Raw genomic sequence first — 21490 nt, 5'->3', positions numbered from 1 at the left:
AGATTACGAATGCGTCCATTCCTGACCCTGCACGATCCCGCGACATCCCGGTCCTATTATGGTTCGGGACTCTGGCGCGACGATACCTTCTATGGCCTGCTGGCTGCGCAGGTGAAGCTGCGTCCCGATGCACCTGCACTGCGCGATGGCCAACAGTCGCTCGACTGGCAGAGCGTGAAGGCCAGGGTGGACGCGATGGCGGACGACCTGCGCGAACGCGGCCTGACAGCGGGGGATCGCGTCTCGATCTGGATGTCGAACCGGGCCGAGGCCATTATCGCGTTCCTCGCCTGCTCGAGAGAGGGGCTCGCATGCAACCCGTCGCTGCACCGCAGTTACAACTGCGGCGAGATCGTTGTTCTGCTGAAGGAAATCGGAGCCTCGGCCCTGGTCACCGAACCAGGCTGGGGCGCCGACCGGGCGACCAAGGATTTCGAGGCGATGCTTTCGGACGTGCCTTCGCTTCGTCATGTCTACACGCCTGCCAACTGGCCACTGTGCATCACCGGTCCGCAACATCGCGAACCGCACGGCAATCCGGATGCAGTCGTCTATCTCGCCTTTACATCCGGGACGACCGGCCGCCCGAAATGCGTCATGCATTCGAGCAACACGCTGCTTGCGAATGCACGGCAACTGGCGCGCGACTGGCGCCTAAACGATCAGGCGGTGATCCTATCGCTCAGCCCCCTTTCCCACCATATCGCCTGGGTTGCCGTCGGCCAGTGGCTGGTTTGCGGCGGCCAGATGGTGACCGATGATGCGCCATCGGGAACCGGCCGTCTGGACTGGATAATGGAAACGGGGGCGACGTATGTTCTCGGTGTTCCGACCCATGCGATGGAACTGCTTTCGGAACAAAAAAGGCGCGGCCTCGCCCGGCTGGGATCGGTTCGTACGTTCTACATGGCTGGGGCCCCCATTCCGGAAGTCGTCGCCAAGGGCTTCGTCGACCAGGGCATCGTGCCGCAGAACATCTACGGAATGACGGAGTGCTCCTCACATCAGTACACTCACCCTGACGACCCGGTCGATGTCTGGATATCTACCTGCGGTCGGGGGGGCAGCGCCTACGAAGTGCGAATCTGGGACCCGGCAGACCCGGACCGCGAACTGGCACCTGGCGAGACCGGCGAGATCGGGGGACGCGGCGCCTGTCTCATGCTTGGCTACTTTGCTAATCAGGAAGCCACGGAACGCTCCTTCAACAGGCATGGCTACATGCTTTCGGGTGATCTGGGTTCGTTCGACGACCAGGGCAACCTGCGCATCGAGGGGCGCATCAAGGATGTGATCATCCGGGGTGGGCACAACATCTACCCCTCGCGGATTGAAGCACTCGCGCTCACCCATCCTCTGGTGGAGAAAGCCGCAGCATTCGGTGTCGCCGACCCGCGCCTGGGCGAAAAGGTATGCCTCGCGATCATCGGTTCGCTCGAACCGGACGAACTTCTCGAACATCTTGCCAGCGAGGACCTGTCGAAGTTCGACATGCCTGAATGGTTCGTCTCAATGCCGGCGATGCCTTTGACCGCAAGCGGAAAGATCCTGAAACGCGATCTCGCTGCCATGGTCGAGAAAGGCGAACTTGCGCCTCGACCCGTTCGCTATCAACCAAAATCCGGAGCACTCCATGTCAGTTGAACTGAGCCGGGAAGGTAACTGCGCCCTCCTCACTCTCAATCGTCCAGAGGCGCTCAACGCCTTGTCGTTCGCGATCCTGAAGGACATCGGTACCGCGATCGATGCCGTCGCGGCCATGTCCGATGTGCGCGCTCTTCTGATCACCGGCGCGGGAGACAAGGCCTTCTGCGCAGGTGCGGACATCAAGGAACTGCGCGGGCGCGACCTCGTGGCACAGAAGCGCGGCGCGGAACTGGGGCAGAGCGTCTTTGCCAAGCTGGACACGCTGCCGGTGGCCTCGATCGCACTCGTCGGCGGCTACGCTTTCGGCGGCGGCGCGGAGCTGGCACTGGCGTCGACGTTCCGTATCGCATCGACCAACGCTGCGTTCGGCCTCCCGGAGATCAAACTGGGTCTCATTCCCGGTTACGGCGGTACCCAGCGCCTGCCTCGTCTCGTGGGTGAAGCGCGGGCGCTCGAGATTATCATGACCGGTCGCAACGTGTCCGCCGAGGAGGCGCAGCAGATCGGCCTGATCAATGCTCTGGCGGATGGCGACTTGAAGGAGGCAGGTCTCGCTTTTGCTGCCAGGTTCACGCGCTACAGCCTGCCAGCGCTCGAACTCGCACGCCGCGCCGTCCAGCGCGCCGGCGACGTATCGCTTGTCGAAGGACTGCGCATCGAAGCCGACCTCTCGACCCTCGCATACCGTACGCGCGACGCCGAGGAAGGCATGGCCGCGTTCGAAGAAAAGCGCAAAGCGGTGTTCAGCGATGCGTGATGGCCAGATCGTCATAACCGGCGCATCCAAGGGGATCGGCGCTGCCATTGCTGTCGAACTCGCGGCGCGAGGCATGACCGTAACCTGTCTTTCGCGATCTGGCGAGGCACCTGCCGGCAATGGCATGCGCTGCGATGTGACCGACGAAGACGCTGTCCGAAAGGCCTTCGCAGCGATCGGTGAACGAGGACCGGTGACCGGTCTGGTCAACAACGCCGGAATCCACATCCCCGGACCGATCGCAAACCTGAGCGTCGAGGACTTCGACCGCACGATGGCGCTGAATGCCACCGCCGTCATGATCGCGGCGCGCGAAGCCTATCCGCTGCTGCGCCAGGGCGGTGGGCTGGTGGTCAACATCGGTTCGTTCTTCGACAAGCTGGGCGTCCGCGACAACCTCGCCTACTGCGCCTCGAAGGCGGCCGTCGCGGCGATGACCCGCGTGATGGCCGTGGAATGGGCCGGCGACGCAATCCGGGCGATCAACGTCGCGCCCGGCTACATCGAAACCGATCTCAACCGCGATTATCTGACACGCCCCAAGGTCGCCAGCTGGATGGCGGGTCGCATCCCCGTCGGTGCGCCAGGTGCGACGGGTGATGTCGCGAGGCTGGTCGCTGCCCTTTTCGTCGAGGACCTGCCGTTCCTGACCGGCGAGACGATCTATGTCGACGGCGGACAGGGGATCAATCACTGATGAAATTGTTCGATCGAACTCTTGCGGCGCGAGCCTGGAACGACGAGGAACGGATGATCCTCGATCAGGTCCAGCGGCTCGTCGATGATGTCATCGCACCCAATGCGAAACACGTCGATGAAACCGGCACCTTCCCATGGGACAACGTCGAGGCGCTTAACAACCTGGGCCTCAATGCGATCTTCGTCCCGGAAGTCTATGGCGGCGTCGGCATGTCCTATGCGCTCTACCTGGAAGTCGTGACGCTCATCTCCGAAGCGTGCGCAGCGACCGGGATCATCTATGCCACCAATTACCACGGCATGAAGCCGCTCATCGAATATGGCAACGACGAGCAGCGGGCGCGCCTGCTGCCTCGCATTGCCGAGGGAGCATTGGGTGCCCTTGCCATTACCGAGCCGTCAGCCGGATCCGACGCCACCGGAATGAAAACCAGCTTCACGCCCGATGGCGACGATATCGTCATCAATGGCGGGAAGATTTTCATTACGAGCGGCGATGTGGCCGAACTGCTGCTGGTCTTCGGCAAATGGTCCGGGATCGACGACCCCAAGCGTTCCATCTCTGCCCTGATCCTGGAAAAAGGAACGCCCGGGTTCGAGGTCGTATCGCGAGAGGAAAAGATGGGCCACCATGGCTCGTCGACCTGCGCCCTGGCATTCGACGCCGTACGGGTGCCGCGCGCCAACCTGCTGGGCGAGCCCGGCGACGGGCTCGCCATCCTTCTCGCCTCGCTCAACAAGTCGCGTCCCTCGGTGGCCGCTCATGCACGAGGCATTGCCCGCGCAGCGTTCCGGGACATGGTCTCCTACGGCAACGAGCGCTCGCAATCCGGCCAGAAGGTGATCGAATTCCAAGGTAACCAGTTCACCCTCGCCGACCTCGCCAGCGAACTGGTCATGCTCGAAAAGTGGATCGACCACGTTGCCGCTCTCGTCGATGCCGGGGAACAGGACATCGGCCTCGAGGCATCAGTTGCCAAGATGCGAGCCAGCGACCTGGCGATGCGCATGGCGACCGAATGCGTCCAGTTCCATGGCGGATACGGCTACTGCCGCGACTATCGGGCCGAACGGCTGATGCGCGACGCGAAGATTACCCAGATCTGGGAAGGCACCAACCAGATCCACCGCCAGCTTATCGGACGGAGTTTCAGAGCAAAATGACCACTATCAGGAAAGTCGCCGTTTGCGGCGCCGGCGGCACCATGGGCGCGGGAATCGCAATCGTGGCAGCACGCGCCGGTTTCGAAACCATCTGTTTCGACCGGTCTGCCCAAGGCCTGGCATCGGCGCGGGAAGGAACCCGCAAGTTCTTCGACAAGTCGGTGGAACGCGGTCGAATGACCGAACAGGATCGCGACGCCACGATGGCGCGGCTCTCGGACAGCACCGATCTGGCGGACCTCGCAGACTGCGATATGGTAATCGAGGCGATCTTCGAGGATCTGGAGGTCAAGCAGGCGTTCTACGCCGAGCTGAATGCGGTCTGCAAACCCGAGACGATCTTTGCCTCCAATACCTCGACGCTCTCGATCACCCAGATCGCTGGCGGCTGCGGACGCGAGGACAAAGTGGTCGGAATGCATTTCTGCTTGCCGGCCCAGCTCATGAAGCTGATCGAGATGTCGCGCGGCATCAACACCTCGGACGAGACCTTCCAGGCAGCCTGGGCCTGGACCGAAGCTGCGGGACAGAAGCCGGTCGAGACGCAGGACAAGCCCGGATTCATTCTGAACGCCCTGCTTGTCCCCTTCAACAATGATGTCATCCGCGCCGTGGAGGCTGGCCTCGCGACACCTGAAGACATCGACATCGCGATCACGGCGGGGCTTGGCTACAAGATGGGTCCATGCACTTTGCTCGACATGATCGGGTATGACACCCAGGTTCGCCTGGGCGAAGCATTCTATCCCATCACGCTGGACCGCCGCGCGGCAGTACCGCCGCTTGCGCGGCGCATGGTTGCCGCTGGGAAGCTCGGCAACAAATCGGGTTCCGGCCTGCTCGGTGCGAACATCCCGCCGGTTGCGGAAGAAGCACCCAGCTACAGCATCGTGGGCGCCGGCAAGGGACGCTCGTTCGACGCTGGAGAACCCTTCGTCACCGAAGCGGTGCGAGATGGCGAGGTGCTCGTCCATCTCGGCGGCGGATATGCAGAGAATCCAGACAAGGTCTGCGTTCTGGTCGAGCTGGATACCGAATGTCTAGGTGTCCACACTGGCGAGGACATGGGCCGCGAGGGATCCAATGTCGTCGGCTTCGCGCGGTATCGCAACGGCGACGATGCGCCATCGGGCCTTATCGAGATCGTCCGCCAGCCGGGGACTTCGCCCGACGCCATTGCTGCCGCGCGCGCGCTGTTCAGTGCGGCCGGCTTTGCGGTCGCGGTCTGCGCCGATCGGCCCGGTCGCATCATCGATCACCTGGTCCGTCCGAAATACAACGATGCCTTGCGCTTTCTCGACGAAGGGCTTGCCGATGCCGCTTCGATCGACACGACCTGCCGGCTTGGCCTTGGTTATCCAGACGGTCCCATCGAACGGGTGACCCGTGGCGGCCTCGCGCGTCACTTCGACGTGACGAGCGCAATCCTGGCGATGACGGGACAGTCCGGTTATGCCCCTGCCCGTGCAGCTGTTGTCGCGAAACGGCGGGTGACAGCATGACCGGAACCGGAGCATTACCGAACACGGTTGTGATCGGCGTCATCGGTGCGGGTGCGATGGGCGCGGGAATCGCGCAAGTCGCAGCTGCGGCCGGACATCGTGTCCGGCTTTACGATGCAGCACCTGGTGCTGCGCAGCGCGGGCGCGAGCGCACCCTCGATGGATTGAAGGCGCTTGTCACCAGAGGCAAGATGGAACCCGACGCAATGTCGGCAATTGCCGAGCGCCTGACAATCTCCGAGGACTTCGACACACTTGGCGATTGTGCCCTGGTGATCGAGGCCATCGTGGAAAACCTCGAGATCAAGCGCGAATTGATCAGCGCGCTGGAAGCCGTCCTCTCAGCCGATGCTGTCATCGCGACCAACACTTCCTCCATCTCGATCACCTCGATTGCGCGCGACGCCAAAAGGCCTGGGCGCGTCGTAGGCATGCACTTCTTCAACCCTGCTCCCGTCATGAAGCTGGTGGAAGTGATTTCGGGAGCGGCCACCGATCCCGAAGTCGCTGTGAAGGTCCGGAAGACGGCTCAGGCCTGGGGCAAGGTCGCGGTGATGGCCAGTTCGACACCGGGCTTTATCGTCAACCGTGTGGCCCGCCCCTATTACGCGGAGCCGTTGCGGCTGCTGGAGGAGCAGGTCGCGGATCCCGCTACGCTCGACGCATTGCTGGTCGAGGGAGGCGGATTCAGGATGGGGCCGTTCGCGCTTATGGATCTCATCGGGCACGACGTGAATTATGCCGTGACCCGATCGATCTTCGACGCCTATTACCAAGATCCACGCTTTCGCCCATCGATCGTCCAGCTCGAACTCGTCAATGCCGGCCATCTGGGTCGCAAGTCCGGGCGCGGGTTCTACGATTACACGCCCGATAGCGCTCAGCCTTGCCCGATGTCCGAGCCAGCCGATCCGGCGATCTCCCCAATTCCCGGTGTAACCGCCGGGCGGAGCGATGCCGGCAGTATAGGTGACACCGCAGTTCTGCTGACCGATGGCCGCACTGCCGCCGAGCGCAGCACCGAGATCGGCGTGCCGGTCATCCTTTGTGATCTGTTGGCCGACGCCGGACCGGGACCAAAGCGCATTGGTTTCACCACTTCGCCAGATGTCGACGCCGAGACACAAGCCCTCTTTGTCGCGACGCTGGCCGCACAAGGCATCTCGGCCACCCGCCTGCCGGATTGGCCGGGGCTCGTAGTGATGCGAACCGTTGCGATGATCGCGAACGAGGCTTTCGAAGCGGTCATGCAGGGCGTAGCGGATGCCGACGCGGTCGATGACGCAATGCGTTTCGGCGTCAATTATCCGAATGGACCAATCAGTTGGGCGCGTTCGATCGGACTGTCCACAATCGTGAAAGTGATTGATACGCTGCTGGCCTGGACCGGGGACTCCCGGTACCGGCCATCGGTCGCCCTGCGCAAGGCTGCGCAGGAAGCAGACGTGCAGAAGGCAGACAGGGGAGAGACGAATTGAAAGTCGGCTATATTGGCCTCGGGGCGATGGGACGCGCGCTGGCACGCCATCTGGCCGGTCCCTACGACCTTCTGGTCTGGGATCTAAATCCTGCGGCAATCGCCGATCTGGAGGACCTTGGCGCAACCGGTGCTCGCTCCCTTGCCGAGATGGGGCAGCAATGCGAGGTCGTGATCCTGTGCCTTCCCAAAAGCAGCAATGTCGAGCAGGCGCTGTTCGGCGATGGCGGGATCGCGAAGCATCTCTCTCGAGGGTCCGTGGTCGTCGACCAGACCAGCGGTATCCCTGCCACGACACGAGAGTTCGCGGACAGGCTCGCTGAACGCGGCATCGGTTTGATCGACGCCCCGGTGGCCGGAGGGGTGCCATCGGCGATCGCGGGCCAGATCACGATAATGGCATCGGGACCGAAGCCGGCTTTCGACAAGACCCAGGAAATCCTGGGAACGATCAGCTCAAAGGTGTTCCATTGCAGCGAACGGGTCGGCGATGGTCAGGCCACCAAGGCCATCAACAATCTCATCAACACCGGCTATCGCATGACCAGTCTGGAACTGCTTGGTCTCGCTCGTCGCATGGGTTGCTCTGCTGCGGCGGTGACCGAAGCGTGCAATGCAGGCCACGCACGCAGTTTCGTCACGCAAAGGCTGCTCCCCGCCATCGTGGAGGGCAGATCTTCAGCCGATTTCGCGCTTGGCCTAATGGTCAAGGATGTCAATCAGGCGGCAGACTTTGCGCTTGCCACCCATGTTCCGATGCCAATTTCAGATGCGGCACGCAGCCTCATGAATGTTGCTCTCGCACTGCTCGGACAAGAAAGTCGGCTGGATGATCTCGTTCCTTTCATGGAGCGCGTCACGGGTGCCGATTTCGCCGGACAACCGGGCGAGGAAGAAACGCAGGTCGGCGAAGGTCTCAGGCTCGTCGAACTTGCAATGGCTGCCTCGAACCGTGCGATCATGCTCGAGAACCTGAAGCTGGCCAAAGCCGCCGGCCTCGACATGGACGGGTTCGCTCCCGTGATCGCTTCAGGCTCAGGCGCAAGCGCTCAGGGCGATCTCCTCTTCTCGCCTGCTTCCGAAGCTCCGCTCGATGGGGCGCTGGAGGCCCTCGATGCCGTCTCGCGCAAAGGCGCCGAGCTCGGTGTCCCCCTGACCATGACCAACCAGATCCGCGCGCATTATCTCGGCGCCTGATTATTTGTCTTACGAGGAACGCAACGGCATGAGCGACACCAAACAAGCTGGCGAAGCTGCAGAAATCGCCCAGAAGAACTATCCCAAGGTTGGCTTGCTGATCGAAGGTGACTGGATTTACGATCGCCCGGCGGCGCAGGAAATCGTCAATCCCAGCACGGAGGCAGTGCTTGGCGCCCTTCCCCGCGCCACGCCGCAAGATCTCGATCGTGCGCTAGCCGCGGCCGAAAAGGGCTTCGAGACCTGGCGCAAAGTGCCGCCGGCGAAGCGCTCTGAAATTCTGCACAACGTCGCCAACATCGTCCGTTCGCGGACCGAAGAGATTGCTACCGCGATCACGCTCGAGCAGGGCAAGCCGATCGGCGATGCGCGCGCAGAGGTGTTTCGCGCATCAACCTTCCTTGACTGGGATGCCGAACAGATCCTGCGTCGCTACGGCCGGGTGATCCCCTCACCCGCCGGCTTCCACCAGCAGGTGGTACGCGAACCGGTCGGCCCGGTAGCAGCTTTCACGCCCTGGAACGTTCCGATCAGCGCGCCTTCGCGCAAGATATCAGGATCACTTGCCGCCGGTTGCTCCGTCATCATCAAGCCGGCGGGCGAAACCCCGGCGGCGACCTGCCTCTTCGTCCAGTGCTTCCTCGATGGCGGCGTGCCGCCCGGCGTGATCAGCGTCGTCCATGGCTCCTCGTCGGAAATCTCCAGACACCTCATCCTGTCGCCCGTTATTCGCATGGTGACCCTCACCGGGTCGGTCGGGGTCGGAAAGGCTCTGGCCCGCCTTGCTGCAGAAGGCATCAAGCCCTCGCTCATGGAGCTTGGCGGCCATGCTCCAGTGATCGTCGACGAAGACGTCGATCCGGTTGCCTTGGCGAAGGCAGCGGTGCTTCCCAAATTCCGTATGGCCGGCCAGATCTGCGCTGCGCCGACACGCTACCTCGTCCACAGGCGCATCTATGACGAGTTCGTCGATGGCTTCGCCCGGGGCGCGGAGGCCCTGACGATCGGAGACGGTTTCGAGCCTGGCGTAGACATGGGGCCGGTCGTCAATGGCCGTCGGGTCAGCGAAATGGAGGAACTTGTCGCCGATGCCGTTGCGCGCGGCGCACGGGTTGCGACCGGCGGCAAACGACTCGGCAATCGAGGGTATTTCTACGCTCCGACGGTTCTGGCCGATGTCCCCCGGGACGCGAACGCGATGACGATCGAGCCCTTCGGCCCTCTCGCCCTGTGCCTGCCGGTCGACTCAATAGATGAAGCGGTTGCTATCGCGAATGACTCCGAGGTGGGGCTGGCCGGGTTCGTCTTCTCCAACAACCTGCAGAATCTCGACACCGTCTGCAGCGAACTGCAAACCGGCATGGTATCCGTCAACGGCTTCACTTTCACCGGTCCCGAAACCGAGTTCGGCGGTGTAAAGGAGAGCGGCGTCGGACGCGAAGGTGGCGAATTCGGCCTGGATGCATACTCGGTTTCCAAGACCGTCATGCGCTCTTCGGCTCGGATCTGAGAAGGAAATTCGACGATGTCGGACATGCTCCAGGGAAAGAACATCCTCATCACCGGTGCAGGAAGCGGTGTTGGCAGGGCGACTGCAATCTTGTGCGCACGAGAGGGGGCGCGAGTGGCCCTTTCCGGCCGCAGTGAGGATGCCCTGATCGAAACGTTGGCAATGGTGCAGGAAGCGGGAGGAGAAGGCTTCACCCTGCTCGCTGACGTCGCGGTCAAAAGCGAGGTCGATACCATGGTCACCCAAGCCACGGAAAAGCTCGGTATCCTGGATGGCGCCTTCAACAATGCCGGGGTGACCGGTGGCCAGGTCGGCATGGGCGGCAAGTTCACGGCTGACTGGACTGAAGAAGCCTGGGACCGCATCGTCGATACGAATGCGAAAGGCGTCTGGAATTGCATGCGCGCCGAGCTCGAGATCATGGCGGCCGCGGGAAAGGGCTCGATCGTCAACACAGCCTCCCTCGCCGGGTTGACGGGATTCATCACCCAATCTGGCTATGCGGCAAGCAAGCATGCAGTGATTGGGATGACAAAGACGGCAGCGATCGAGTATGCGCCCAAAGTCCGGGTCAATGTCCTCTGCCCCGGTTACGTCGATACAGGCATGATCGAGGATGCAATGTCGCGTCGCGGGCCCCAGATCCTCTCCAAGATACCCTTCGGCCGTCTTGGCAGTGCCGCGGAAATGGCCGAGATGGTCTGTTGGCTGCTTTCCGACCGTGCCTCCTACGCGACAGGCGGCTCGTTCGTGGTCGATGGCGGTTACATGGCAGGTTGAGGTAGTTCTGGCCTGCGTGCGAGAAGGTCAGTTGATCCTCGTCCGCAGGCCTGTGCACGCGCCCGTCCGATGAGCGAGGCGCGGTGAATTCCCAACTGATACGCAGTGCACTCGTCCAGAAGCTCGGCGGTGCAGAGAGCAGTGCCCATCCTGAACCCCATACCTGTATGACAATACCTTCCCGATCGCGGGGCGAGGTGTTCGTGCGTGATCGCTACAATGCGTTCAGGTGTTCGTTTCACATACACGCACTGTCGGCTTGAAAGCCAACATTCATTCTCAGCGCAGCCCATCTGAAACCCGACGCTCTGCTCAGCGCACCTGTCGGGCGCTTCACCTTCTGGCATGTAACTTGCTGATTTGTCGGCAAGTGTTCGCATGAACCTCCGCCTGACACACGCGAGTCCATGTGAGCCCGAGGGAGTATGCGGATCAACAGCGCGCAGGAAATCTGATGGGAAATGGAACGATAGCAAGAACCGGCCTTCTTCTGACGGCTCTTGCGATGGTCGCAGAACCGGGTCGTGCTCTCGCCAGCAGCGGTCGGGCCGAAAGTTCCGGGATTGGCGAGAGGCAGGACGATGTTCGGGAACGGCTATCCTCCGCTCCGAGCCTGAAGCCCCCGACATCTCTGCCGGTACGTAACACAGCTCCCCCATCACCCGAGCCTCGATACGATTACTTCGACACATTGCTCGAGCCCGGCAATACCTCCACGTTCCCGGGCAGCGCGGACACGATAACACAGGACGTGGGCGGCTACCGGAGCTGGCTGGCAGACCGCAATATGAGCTTCCGGGCAATCGGAAATGTCAACATGACATACAATCCGCTGAACACCGGACAGCCAAGATCTCCGCAGCGTTACAACGGGCAGCGCCCCACCCTGAACACTTCATCCCAGAACTTCGAGATCACTTATCGCATGGATGCTGTTGGGCTTCCCGACACCATGCTGTTTTTTGGAATGAACAATACGTTCACTAGCTTCTACCCTAATGGTCCCAGCTCGAACTACGTCCGTAACTTCGGTATCTACCAAACCTTCCTACACGGAAAGCTCACCGTAAAGGCCGGAATAACACCAAACTACTACGAGTATGTCGGAATGTTTGCCGGAGGCAGCCCGATCCTCTCGGCGGGAATTCCAGGCCTCCTTCCCGTGCAGGCAGGGCTCGGTGCTGATCCGGCCAATGTCCCTTTGATCAATGTCACCGGATATGGAAGCAACGGCAAGTATATACGCGTCGGTGTCCAACGCAGCACCAGCGTGCGCGGGCTTCCCGATGAAGTGCTCAACCGACGCGGACGCTTCTTCAACTTCACGCTAAAGGACGCAGGCCCTCTGTACATCGGCGAAATCGGCGTCCGTCGCCCAGCGACATTCAACTCGAAGCAGATCTGGTTGCGAGCAGGCGGTTTCTTCAATGATTCTAGGTATCGACGCTTCGATGGCAGGGGAACCTCCGCGAATGCCAGCATCTATGCAGCGGCCGATCGGCAAATAACCCAGCCGGACCAGCTGGCGCCTGGTCGCGGTGTTTATGTCGGTGCATCTGCCTTTTGGATACCTCAGAGCGTCAACAGTTCCACAAAATCAATCGAGGCCCGGGTCTACTCCATCGGAATGGCGGCAAGCAGGCCAAAGGACACATTGTCGCTACGATTCATCTGGACCCAATTCAGCGACGATGCCCGCGAAGCGCAGCGTCTTGCCGGGATGCATGCCAATCGGTCGCAGGTGAATGCATCTCTGTCCTATTCCGCGCGACTGACCCACGGTGTCTACGCCACCCCAGGGCTTACGTACGTCCACAATCCCTCATTTGTCGGTGATTTCAAGGACGCTGCCGTGATGTCGCTCGCGGTGTTTCTGATCATCTGAAGCGCAATGAAGCCACAGAAGAGCCGTCGAGCACCAGCATCGCCCATCATTCGTCATTCCGCTCCCACGAGAGGCCCAGCAATATGAAAGAGCAACGTTCGCGCAGGACACTGGCGGCAGCCTCGATCGGAAACTTCGGAGAAATCTATGATTTCGCGATTTTCGGTTTTTCCGTCCCCGTCCTCTCAGTCTACTTTTTCCCCGCAGCGGCGCCCGAAACTGCCGTTCTGGGCATGTTTGCGGTCTATGCGGTGGCCCTGTTCGCACGGCCGGTGGGAGGCGTACTTTTCGGGGCGCTCGCCGACAGGATCGGGCGCATCAAGGTACTGAGCCTGACGATATGGATGATGGCGGCGGGAACCATGATTATCGGTCTGTTGCCCACTTATGCCTCGATCGGTCTGGCCGCTCCTGTTCTGCTTGTCCTGTGCCGCCTTGCCCAGGGCCTTGCCATGGGTGGAGAGACATCGGGCAGTACCAGTTTTGTGATCGAATCAGCCCCTGAGGAACAGCGGGGCCGCTGGATTGGATGGATCTGGTTTTTCGGTTTCCTGCCGAATGCCTTTGCTGCCACCTTTCTGCTGGTGATTCAAAGCCTTGTTGGGTCGAACGGATACATGTCCTGGGCCTGGCGCATCCCGTTTCTCGTTGGTGGACTTATCGGGATCGTTGGAATCTGGCTTCGCCAGAGCTTGCACGACCCCGAGGAATTCAGGCAGGCAAGAGCCGAGAAGAAGGCGGCGGAAACCTTCATGTCGGCAGTCACCAATCCGCGAAACCTCAAGGCCATGCTCCAGGTTCTCCTGCTTGAATCCATCCTGGCGGTGAGTTCCTACTTGCTGCTCGCGTTCATGTACACCTTCCTGGTCCGTCAGGTCGGAATGGAGCCCAGGTCCGCCCTTCTGACCAATGCGACCGCGATTACCATTTCGGCGATCTTCATGCCGATCTCCGGAGCGTTGAGCGATCGAATAGGCCGTAGACGGGTCATTCTCATGGGAGCAGTGTGGATAACGCTCGCTGCCTATCCTGCCGTGGCGCTCGCTGCCACAGGGGAGATCTACAGCGCTTTACTCGGCCAGACGCTGCTTGCGATCGGCATCGGACTATATGCTGGTGCGGCATTCACGATCATGCCCGAGTTGTTCCCCACAACGTTCCGCGCGACCGGTCACGCCATTTCCTACCAGCTCGCGGTCGCTGTATTTGGCGGCACCACACCGTTCATAGCAACTTGGCTTGTCGGCGTGTTCGACACCAAAATTGCTCCCGGGATCTACACGACCGCCGTATGCGGCGGAGCGCTTCTACTCCTGCGCTGGATACCTGAAACGAAAGGCATCTCCCTGCGAACGGCAGGACAGGAAACCGGCGGAGCCACGAAACCCTGAGTGCCGTCGCAACCGATGGGCGTTCTCGGGAGGAAATCCGTTCTCCCGGGACTGACGCCCATGAGGCACACGGCATGTTCATTATGTCAATATAGACATGCTGCCGGGGGTCAGTTGCAGCAGCGCTGTAATCTTGTTCGGATTACCCAGATCCAGCCAACAAAAAGAGGCCGGCACAAAGGCCGGCCAGAGTTGGGAGAGGATTGCCTGGAAGGCGATTGCACAATACAAATTAAACTGACATCTTACAACGAAAAACGTCAAATTCTATAAATTTAGGTTTCAGTATTATTTAGATTATACTTCTATATAAAAAATTAATCGGATTTAAGAAACGCGATATCAATAACTACTCTCGCATTCCAAGCAATTTCTGGACTGCTGCAAATGCCTCACTGTCCGGCGATTTACCAAATTCCGGCGCACAGCCCATGACAACCCCGATGACGGACGACGATACTGCACCGGCACGCTCGATCCGGCGCAGAGCCGCCTCTTCAATTCGCGTGCCGCGCGCGCCGCCCGCATCCAGCGCCACGACGACCTTGTAACCAGCCGCGATCGCATCCAGCGAAGCGAAGACGATGATTGCTTCGGTGGAATAGCCCGCAAGCACCAACGTACGCCGGCCGGTCTTCGAAAGCGCAGCAACGAAGTCCTCGTCCATGAACGGACTGGCGACCCGATGAACAAAGCTGTTTTCATCATGGACGTAAGGCGCCAGTGCAGGAAGTGGAGACGAGTCCCCCCCTTCCCTCGGAACGAGGCTGAACAGCATCGGAATATCGAGGACAGCAGCAGCCTCGGCCAAGGCGAGTGCGCCTGCCTCGATCATTTTGGGCGATATGGTTCCGCTGTTGCGTACGATCGCCGGTTGAAGATGAGCGAAAACGATGACGACATCATCGCGATCGAGACGAAATCCGTCCAGTGTCTCGTCTGTCATGACACCTCCGCAAGCAGATAGCGAAGTTGGAGGATGGATCGACATTCCAGGATATTGCAGAAGCGCTGCCGCTTCACTCGATTGGTCATGATTGGCTATTTCCTTTTTCCTTAGGCTGTTGCGATCAGGGTGCAGGCGGGCGGGCACAGGAAGTCCGCGCCCGCAGCTTCAGTCCCGCCGGAAAATATCGGTAAGCGTGCGAAGGTCCGCGACGTTCTCGATGTTCATGATCAGATCGAGCGAGCGCTTTGTCGCCTCGGCTCCGAAATCCCGTTCGACCAGTTCGCGGTACTTATCCTCTACATCTCCACGCCCCAGAGGGTTGAGTGGTGATCCCAGTGCATAGCCGGTATCGGAAAGAGTTTCGCCGCTACGCAGGCGGATAGTCACTCGTCCCATCGGAAGGCCTGCCGCGCATTCAGCGTCGGCAGCCATCACGACCTTCTCGGCAATTGCCTTGATCGCCGGATCCTGGAAACCTTCAGCCTGCAGATCGAGATAAGTACCGACACTGTTGTTGCCGCGCACGATGCGCATGGCAATGCCGTATTCAGCGCTGAATTGCGCCCCGACGAGCGTGGTTGGATGGGGGCCTGCCGCGCCGTTGTGAATGAGGGTAAGCGGATCGCACCCGAGAACCACTTCCTCGATCTCGTCGATTGCCACCGCATGGCGCGCCCGAATCTTGTCAAGCGCCGCGAAATGATGATGGACCAGTGCACACGAAGCGAAAGCCTTTAACGCTGCCTTCTCGTGGAAATGCCAGCGTGTGCCGAGTTCCTCGTAAAGCGGAGTGATGTCATAACCGTTGCAAAGCGCCTGAAGAACCCCGCGCCGCCCTTCCAGAATCGTCGGCGGGGCGCTGATGCCGAGCCGCGCCAACCGAGCACCGCGCAAACCTCCTGCAACACCGATACCGGCGTGGATACGCTTCACTTCACCGCCAGTCTGGGAATATTCGGTAGTTCCCGAGGCATGGCTTCCGGCGATCGAAAGTGCATTGGTCGCAGTTTCAGCGTCATCGCCATGCAGCAGCGAACTGGCGATGGCGACGCCGAACACGCCATGGGCTCCAGTCTGATGAACGCCTCGCTCCTGCAGCATCGAAGGCATGGTTGCGACCGCAAGCCGCATGATCACCTCGAAACCGGCCGTGACCGAACGCAGGAATTCTGCGCCGCTTGCCTGCAGCGATTCCGCAACCGCGAGCGCCCCGGGAACCACGACGCAACCGGGATGAGCGTAGGCGCCGTTACCTCCATAGTCGTCGATTTCAAAGCTGCTGCCGGCCACCGCGTTCGCAAAGCCGGCATCTTCGGGATCAAGGGACAAGTTCGTCCCCAGCACCGATGCGATGCCCGGCCGTCCGAACTGGGTAACGTAGCGCTGCGTGATCCGCGGAGTGGGCAAGGCATGACAGCTCGCCTGCGCGCCGATCTGGTCGAGCAGATGAAGTTTCACTTTCTCAAGGACGTCGCCGGGCACATCTTCGAGACGTAGCGACAGGCCCCACTGAGCGAGCTGACGCGCGATGGGGACGGCAGGGTTGGTGCTCTCGGTCATCGATCAGTTTCCTTTGCCCAGCGCGCCCGCAGCCGCCTTCTCCTGGATGGCGGTGTCGTCAAGCCCGAGCCAGTCAGTCAGGACTTCCCGTGTCTGCTCACCGATCCGCGGAGCCGGCACCGGGTCGGCAAGGGGCGTTTGCGCGTAGCGGATCGGCAATGCCAGGTTCGGCAGCCAACCCATGGTGGGGTGGGGTATTCGCGTCATGATCGAGCGGGCATGAGCTTCCTCCGATCGGATTGCGGCGCCTACCGTTCGCAACTCGCCCGCAGGCACGTTTGCAGCCCGCAAGCGCTGTTGCCAATGGGTCCAGGGCTGCTTTGCGAACACCTCACCTAGTAGCTCGAACAACTCCGTGCGCCTTGCGACCCGGTCCTTGTTGGTGGCAAAGGCCGGATCGTCCGCAACATCGGGAAGCTCGACAACCTGGCGCATCAATCGCTGAAAGATGCCAGTGTTGCCGCAATTGATCAGAAACGGTGCGTCCTGGGCGTGAAAAACTCCAGACGGACAGGTATCCGGGCTGGTGTTTCCACCGCGCACGGCATCCCTGCCGGTATAGATCTGCTGCAGGCCCGCATAGCCCGTCATCATTACCGCGGTGTCGAACAGTGCCACCTCGATCGCCTGCCCCTCGCCGGTACGTGCACGGGCGACCAGAGCACCGAGTATCGCATTGGAGGCCATCATCGCGGTACTGATATCCATCACGGGCGAGAGCGCACGGACACCGTCACGATCGGGATAGCCGTTCATCATGATAAAGCCGCTCTCGGCCTGTGCGATCGGGTCGAACCCGCCACGATCAGCAAAGGGACCCGTACGGCCGTAGGCCGATACCGAACAGAAAATGAGGGACGGGTTCTCTTCGCGCAAGGTATCGTAACCCAGGCCCAGGCGCTCGATCACTCCTGTCGAGAAATTCTCGATCACCACATCGGCTTTTGCGATGAGCGCGCGCGCCAGAGCCAGCCCTTCGGGCGATTTCAGATCGAGAGCGACGCTGCGCTTGTTCCGGTTCGCCCAGATGTAGGGCGCTCCTCCCTCGACAGGAGGCTGAACCGGCGGATAGTGCCGGAAATCATCACCCTTTCCCGGCGCCTCGATCTTGATGACATCGGCGCCCATGTCGGCAAGGATCACGGTCGCGAAGGGGCCGGCGATGTAATGCGTGAAATCGACGACGCGCAGCCCTTCCAGGGCGAGCGGCGCATCTGCCGGTCGCGCCTGATGGATCGGAAAATCCGCTTCGATGCTATTGATATTCGCCATGCTATCTCCGGCTGCGAAAACGAGCCCGGCCATCCTTACCGCCCCGCCTTTATTGGTTCCATCACCCTCTCGCAACTTGTGTGCCATCCGTAGAAAAGGGCGCATCGCGCTGGTTTTCCCGGGCCCACGCTACCACCAGATGCGCGCGCCAACGACAAAAGTGTGCCCGGCACGGACACTCTTCGCCGCCCAATGATGCGACATGGCCGTGAATGGTGACCCGTGTATGGCGCGAACAGGTGATGGCATAGACTTTGCTAGAAGATGGAAACCAACGCGGAAGGAACCTGATGCCGTTTATCAAGACCATGAAGCCGGACGCCGGACCACCGGCCGTCTATGCTGCCTATCCCGATGTGTATCGCCCCTGGTCGGAGATGAGCCAGGCCATGATGAACGGCCCCTCGCCGCTGTCTCGCGGCGAGCGCGAACTGATCTTCGCCTACGCCTCAGGCCTGGCAGGCTGCGAGTTCACCTACGTGGCTCATTCCGAGGTTGCCTATGCCTTCGGGATTCCCCAAGGATCCATCGCCAGCCTTATTGCGGACCCTGCGAGTACCGCGATCGACGAAGGCCTGACACCGTTGCTGGCCTTTGTGCGTAAACTCACGCTCGAGCCCGGTGACATCGGGCAAGAGGATGTCGATGCTGTCTTTGCCGCCGGCTTCGAGCAACAGGCTTTCGATGACGCGGTCGCCATAACGGGACGAGCGATGTTCATGCGCTGCATCGCGCAGGCCCATGGCTTCACCCCTATGACGAGGGAGAAGGCCGCCGCCCGGGCGCATCAGCGCATCGAGCACGGCTACATCAATCTCTATCCCAGTTTTCGCGACAAGCACTGACGCACGGAGCCGGAATCTTGGTTGACCCCGTACCTTTCCACGGAACTCACTACCGTGACACACTCGAATTGCAGATGTGGACTTCCTCAAACGTGGAAGCGGCATTGGAGCCCGACCTGCCGATCGTCGATCCCCACCATCACTTGTGGGACGATGACCGCGGCCTCTATCTGATCGAGCAGTTCGTGGCCGATACCATGAGCGGGCACAATGTCGTCTCGACGATCTATGCGCAGTATCGGGCGATGTACCGGGCTGATGGCCCCACCGAAATGAAGCCCGTAGGCGAAGCCGAGTTCGTCAACGGACAGGCAGCAACAGGCGCGAGCGGGCGATACGGCACCATTCGGGTTGCCGAGGCGATGATCGCTTATGCAGATCTCTTGCGCGGCGACGACGCCCTGCCCGTCCTCGAAGCCCTCGTCCGCGCTGGGAATGGTCGGCTTCGTGCCATCCGTCACGGCGCCACCTGGGACGATGGCGCGGCGGCCCATGGCCGCAGCTTCGGACCGCGGGGGCTGCTCGCGGACCCGCAATTCCATCGCGGCTTCGCCCACCTCGCCCCTCTTGGTCTGTCTTTCGACGCGTGGCTTTTCTACCATCAGTTGCCAGACCTCGCGATCCTGCTCGAGCATTTCCCCGAAACCACTGTGATACTGGATCACTGCGGCGGATTACTCGGCACTGCACCTCACCTCGATCGTTCGGCGGTTTTCGAGGAATGGAAACGCAACATCGAAATGCTTGCGGCCTTTCCCAACCTTTCCGTCAAGATCGGCGGTCTAGGGATGCTTTACCTCGGTTGGGATTTCCATCTGCGCGAAACCCCGCCGTCCTCCGAAGAGCTGGCCGATGCATGGCGTCCATACGTCGAGACATGCATCGACACTTTCGGGGTCGAACGCTGCATGTTCGAAAGCAATTTTCCGATGGACAAGCAGAGCTGCAGTTATGTGGCCCTGTGGAACGCATTCAAACGCATCACCGCGCATCGACCCGCCGCGGAAAAGACGGCGCTCTATCACGACAACGCTGTTCGCACATACCGGCTGCCCCGCCCGCTGATCGGACGGCCCGCGACCGCATGAAAATAGGATAAGTTTATGAAGCACTATGGTAAATTCTACATCGACGGCGCGTGGGTGGATCCTATCGAGCAACGCCCGTTTGAACTCATCGATCCTGCGACCGAAGCTGTCTTTGCCACCGTGGCACTGGGCAGTGTCGCCGACGTTGATCGCGCCGTAGCCGCGGCACGAGCGGCTTTTCCGGCCTTCAGCGCAATGTCGGTGGCTGATCGCGCCAACCTCCTGCGCGCGATCATCGAGCAATTCGAAGCGCGCCAGGATGACGTCATGGCCGCGCTGACGCAGGAGATGGGCGCTCCATGCAGTCTCAAAGGCCAGACGGGTGCCGGTCTTGCCGCATTGCGTCAGGCAGTGACGACCCTTGAGAATTACGAATTCGAGACCCGGATCGGCGTCAGTATCGTGCAGCGCGAGGCAATCGGCGTCGCGGGGCTGATCACCCCCTGGAACTGGCCGATTCAGTTGCTGTGCAACAAGCTGGCTTCTGCGTTCGCCGCAGGTTGCACTGTCGTTGTGAAGCCGAGTGAATTCACGCCTGTCAGCGCCCTGGTCTTCACCGAAATCTTGCATGAGGCGGGTGTGCCAAGAGGCGCGTTCAATCTTGTGAATGGCGATGGACCGACAGTCGGCGCGGCCATCAGCGGGCATGACGACATCGACATCGTGTCCTTCACAGGCTCAACCCGCGCTGGAGCCCTGATCGCCGAGGCCGCTGCCCCGTCCATCAAGCGTGTCGCTCAGGAACTGGGCGGCAAATCCGTGAACCTCATCCTGCCGGATGCCGACCTCAAAGCTGCGGCAGAGTACAACGTCACCCGCGGCTTTTCCAACAGTGGTCAGTCCTGCCACTCACCCACGCGCATTCTCGTTGAGGAACATCGCCTTGGCGAACTCGAGGACCTGCTGCGCGATGCTGTCGATGCTCACATCCGTGTCGGCCTGCCGACCGATCCTGCGACCAAGCAGGGTCCTGTAGTCAACAGGGCGCAGTTCGACCGTATCCAGGCGTACATCGAGACCGGCATAAAGGAAGGCGGACGTCTCGTAACCGGCGGCTTGGGCCGGCCTGAGGGGCTTGAGCACGGCTTCTTCGTTCGCCCGACGATCTTCTCCGACGTGACTCCTGACATGACGATCGCCCGCGAGGAAATTTTCGGCATGGTTACAGCCATTCTGACGTACCGCACGGTTGACGAGGCGATCGCAATCGCCAACGACTCCCCTTACGGCCTGGGCGCTCATCTGTTCGGCGCAGACAGGGAGCGTGCGCTGAGCGTCGCTCGCCAGCTTCGCGCGGGACGCGTCTTCTACAATGCAGCGCCCAGCAATTCTGACTCGCCGATGGGCGGCTACAAGAAATCCGGAAACGGCCGCGAAATGGGCATTTTCGGTATGGAAGAGTATCTCGAGATTAAGTCGATCATTGGCTTCATCTGACAACGGATGCGCAGCGGCAGGATGAAATGTCCTGCCGCCTAACCCCGATTAAGCGCCGAAAACTCCTGCGAAGTCACAGGATACCCTACATCATCGGGAATACAGAGGTACGAAGCCTCGTTGCGAATTTCAAACCACGGCGTAATAGGGCGCACCGCGATGACAAGAGCACGTTCTTGTGCTGTTTCAAATGAGGGAAATTCAGCTAAGCTCGACTTTGTACGTTTTTGGTCAGGTCCAGGTCCAGAAGATGCTGTTTTCAGCAACGTGGTCGAGTGCTTGATCGAGGGGCAAGACGCATCCGCCCATATCATCGATATTTTCCCATTT

17 protein-coding genes are annotated in these 21490 nt (G+C 60.8%); 14 read left to right on the top strand and 3 right to left on the bottom strand.

Translation table 11 applies throughout. The features are described 5' to 3' along the window. The first annotated feature begins 9 nt into the window (after nucleotides 1-9). The 11 genes from ACYPYD_RS03640 (at nucleotide 10) to ACYPYD_RS03590 (ending at nucleotide 14009) form a co-directional block, all read left to right on the top strand. A complete protein-coding gene (locus tag ACYPYD_RS03640) occupies nucleotides 10-1644 on the top strand; it encodes a class I adenylate-forming enzyme family protein (protein ID WP_459662096.1) in 1635 nt (544 codons plus the stop codon). Beyond that, nucleotides 1589-2404: an enoyl-CoA hydratase/isomerase family protein gene (locus ACYPYD_RS03635; RefSeq protein ID WP_459662095.1), complete on the top strand. Its 816-nt coding sequence runs from the start codon at nucleotides 1589-1591 to the stop codon at nucleotides 2402-2404. Before ACYPYD_RS03640 ends, ACYPYD_RS03635 begins: the two co-directional genes overlap by 56 nt. Next, nucleotides 2397-3101, top strand: a complete 705-nt coding sequence (locus ACYPYD_RS03630; RefSeq protein WP_459662094.1) for an SDR family NAD(P)-dependent oxidoreductase — start codon at nucleotides 2397-2399, stop codon at nucleotides 3099-3101. Before ACYPYD_RS03635 ends, ACYPYD_RS03630 begins: the two co-directional genes overlap by 8 nt. Beyond that, the gene (locus tag ACYPYD_RS03625; protein ID WP_459662093.1) at nucleotides 3101-4267 is read left to right on the top strand and encodes an acyl-CoA dehydrogenase family protein; all 1167 of its coding nucleotides are present in this window, start codon (nucleotides 3101-3103) and stop codon (nucleotides 4265-4267) included. The genes ACYPYD_RS03630 and ACYPYD_RS03625 overlap by 1 nt, the downstream gene beginning before the upstream one ends. After that, nucleotides 4264-5769 (top strand): 3-hydroxyacyl-CoA dehydrogenase NAD-binding domain-containing protein, encoded by a 1506-nt coding sequence (locus ACYPYD_RS03620; protein ID WP_459662092.1) that lies wholly within the window; start codon nucleotides 4264-4266, stop codon nucleotides 5767-5769. Before ACYPYD_RS03625 ends, ACYPYD_RS03620 begins: the two co-directional genes overlap by 4 nt. Continuing rightward, a complete protein-coding gene (locus tag ACYPYD_RS03615; protein ID WP_459662091.1) occupies nucleotides 5766-7247 on the top strand; it encodes a 3-hydroxyacyl-CoA dehydrogenase in 1482 nt (493 codons plus the stop codon). The genes ACYPYD_RS03620 and ACYPYD_RS03615 overlap by 4 nt, the downstream gene beginning before the upstream one ends. Continuing rightward, on the top strand, nucleotides 7244-8443 hold the full coding sequence (locus ACYPYD_RS03610; RefSeq protein WP_459662090.1) for an NAD(P)-dependent oxidoreductase: 1200 nt from the start codon (nucleotides 7244-7246) through the stop codon (nucleotides 8441-8443). Before ACYPYD_RS03615 ends, ACYPYD_RS03610 begins: the two co-directional genes overlap by 4 nt. A gap of 28 nt (nucleotides 8444-8471) precedes the next feature. Continuing rightward, nucleotides 8472-9953: an NAD-dependent succinate-semialdehyde dehydrogenase gene (locus ACYPYD_RS03605; protein WP_459662089.1), complete on the top strand. Its 1482-nt coding sequence runs from the start codon at nucleotides 8472-8474 to the stop codon at nucleotides 9951-9953. 15 nt (nucleotides 9954-9968) lie between these two features. After that, nucleotides 9969-10733 carry an SDR family NAD(P)-dependent oxidoreductase gene (locus ACYPYD_RS03600; protein ID WP_459662088.1) on the top strand — a complete coding sequence of 255 codons (765 nt, stop codon included), beginning with the start codon at nucleotides 9969-9971 and terminating at the stop codon, nucleotides 10731-10733. Nucleotides 10734-11484: 751 nt separating this feature from the next. Further along, nucleotides 11485-12618: a carbohydrate porin gene (locus ACYPYD_RS03595; protein WP_459662087.1), complete on the top strand. Its 1134-nt coding sequence runs from the start codon at nucleotides 11485-11487 to the stop codon at nucleotides 12616-12618. 83 nt (nucleotides 12619-12701) lie between these two features. Beyond that, nucleotides 12702-14009, top strand: coding sequence for an MFS transporter (locus ACYPYD_RS03590; RefSeq protein ID WP_459662086.1), 1308 nt, complete (start codon nucleotides 12702-12704; stop codon nucleotides 14007-14009). A 349-nt stretch (nucleotides 14010-14358) separates the two neighbouring features. Here the strand turns inward: ACYPYD_RS03590 and ACYPYD_RS03585 are convergent, their stop codons facing one another. The 3 genes from ACYPYD_RS03585 to ACYPYD_RS03575 all read right to left on the bottom strand — a co-directional run bounded on the left by ACYPYD_RS03585 (nucleotide 14359) and on the right by ACYPYD_RS03575 (nucleotide 17790). Further along, a complete protein-coding gene (locus tag ACYPYD_RS03585) occupies nucleotides 14359-14955 on the bottom strand; it encodes an isochorismatase family protein (RefSeq protein ID WP_459662085.1) in 597 nt (198 codons plus the stop codon). 168 nt (nucleotides 14956-15123) lie between these two features. Beyond that, nucleotides 15124-16518 (bottom strand): MmgE/PrpD family protein, encoded by a 1395-nt coding sequence (locus ACYPYD_RS03580; RefSeq protein WP_459662084.1) that lies wholly within the window; start codon nucleotides 16516-16518, stop codon nucleotides 15124-15126. A 3-nt stretch (nucleotides 16519-16521) separates the two neighbouring features. Then, complete coding sequence (locus ACYPYD_RS03575; RefSeq protein ID WP_459662083.1) at nucleotides 16522-17790, bottom strand: CaiB/BaiF CoA transferase family protein; 1269 nt, start codon at nucleotides 17788-17790, stop codon at nucleotides 16522-16524. Nucleotides 17791-18080: 290 nt separating this feature from the next. Between ACYPYD_RS03575 and ACYPYD_RS03570 the strand changes: the two genes are divergently transcribed. The 3 genes from ACYPYD_RS03570 to ACYPYD_RS03560 are packed head-to-tail and all read left to right on the top strand — an operon-like array spanning nucleotide 18081 to nucleotide 21160. Next, entirely contained in the window at nucleotides 18081-18635 is a 555-nt protein-coding gene (locus ACYPYD_RS03570; protein WP_459662082.1) for a carboxymuconolactone decarboxylase family protein, read from the top strand. A gap of 17 nt (nucleotides 18636-18652) precedes the next feature. After that, nucleotides 18653-19723, top strand: coding sequence for an amidohydrolase family protein (locus ACYPYD_RS03565; RefSeq protein WP_459662081.1), 1071 nt, complete (start codon nucleotides 18653-18655; stop codon nucleotides 19721-19723). A gap of 15 nt (nucleotides 19724-19738) precedes the next feature. Then, nucleotides 19739-21160 carry an aldehyde dehydrogenase family protein gene (locus tag ACYPYD_RS03560; protein WP_459662079.1) on the top strand — a complete coding sequence of 474 codons (1422 nt, stop codon included), beginning with the start codon at nucleotides 19739-19741 and terminating at the stop codon, nucleotides 21158-21160. The last annotated feature ends 330 nt before the right edge of the window (nucleotides 21161-21490 follow it).

It is taken from the genome of Novosphingobium sp. 11B (genome assembly GCF_054589055.1).
This window is presented reverse-complemented; position numbering and strand designations above follow the sequence as displayed.

Bases quoted from the DNA above. Each gene is read 5' to 3' on its own strand.
- ACYPYD_RS03560 (WP_459662079.1), top strand. From the start codon at position 19,739: ATGAAGCACTATGGTAAATTCTACATCGACGGCGCGTGGGTGGATCCT.
- ACYPYD_RS03570 (WP_459662082.1), top strand. From the start codon at position 18,081: ATGCCGTTTATCAAGACCATGAAGCCGGACGCCGGACCACCGGCCGTC.
- ACYPYD_RS03605 (WP_459662089.1), top strand. From the start codon at position 8,472: ATGAGCGACACCAAACAAGCTGGCGAAGCTGCAGAAATCGCCCAGAAG.
- ACYPYD_RS03575 (WP_459662083.1), bottom strand. From the start codon at position 17,790: ATGGCGAATATCAATAGCATCGAAGCGGATTTTCCGATCCATCAGGCG.
- ACYPYD_RS03580 (WP_459662084.1), bottom strand. From the start codon at position 16,518: ATGACCGAGAGCACCAACCCTGCCGTCCCCATCGCGCGTCAGCTCGCT.
- ACYPYD_RS03630 (WP_459662094.1), top strand. From the start codon at position 2,397: ATGCGTGATGGCCAGATCGTCATAACCGGCGCATCCAAGGGGATCGGC.
- ACYPYD_RS03640 (WP_459662096.1), top strand. From the start codon at position 10: ATGCGTCCATTCCTGACCCTGCACGATCCCGCGACATCCCGGTCCTAT.
- ACYPYD_RS03590 (WP_459662086.1), top strand. From the start codon at position 12,702: ATGAAAGAGCAACGTTCGCGCAGGACACTGGCGGCAGCCTCGATCGGA.
- ACYPYD_RS03620 (WP_459662092.1), top strand. From the start codon at position 4,264: ATGACCACTATCAGGAAAGTCGCCGTTTGCGGCGCCGGCGGCACCATG.
- ACYPYD_RS03585 (WP_459662085.1), bottom strand. From the start codon at position 14,955: ATGACAGACGAGACACTGGACGGATTTCGTCTCGATCGCGATGATGTC.
- ACYPYD_RS03625 (WP_459662093.1), top strand. From the start codon at position 3,101: ATGAAATTGTTCGATCGAACTCTTGCGGCGCGAGCCTGGAACGACGAG.
- ACYPYD_RS03615 (WP_459662091.1), top strand. From the start codon at position 5,766: ATGACCGGAACCGGAGCATTACCGAACACGGTTGTGATCGGCGTCATC.
- ACYPYD_RS03600 (WP_459662088.1), top strand. From the start codon at position 9,969: ATGTCGGACATGCTCCAGGGAAAGAACATCCTCATCACCGGTGCAGGA.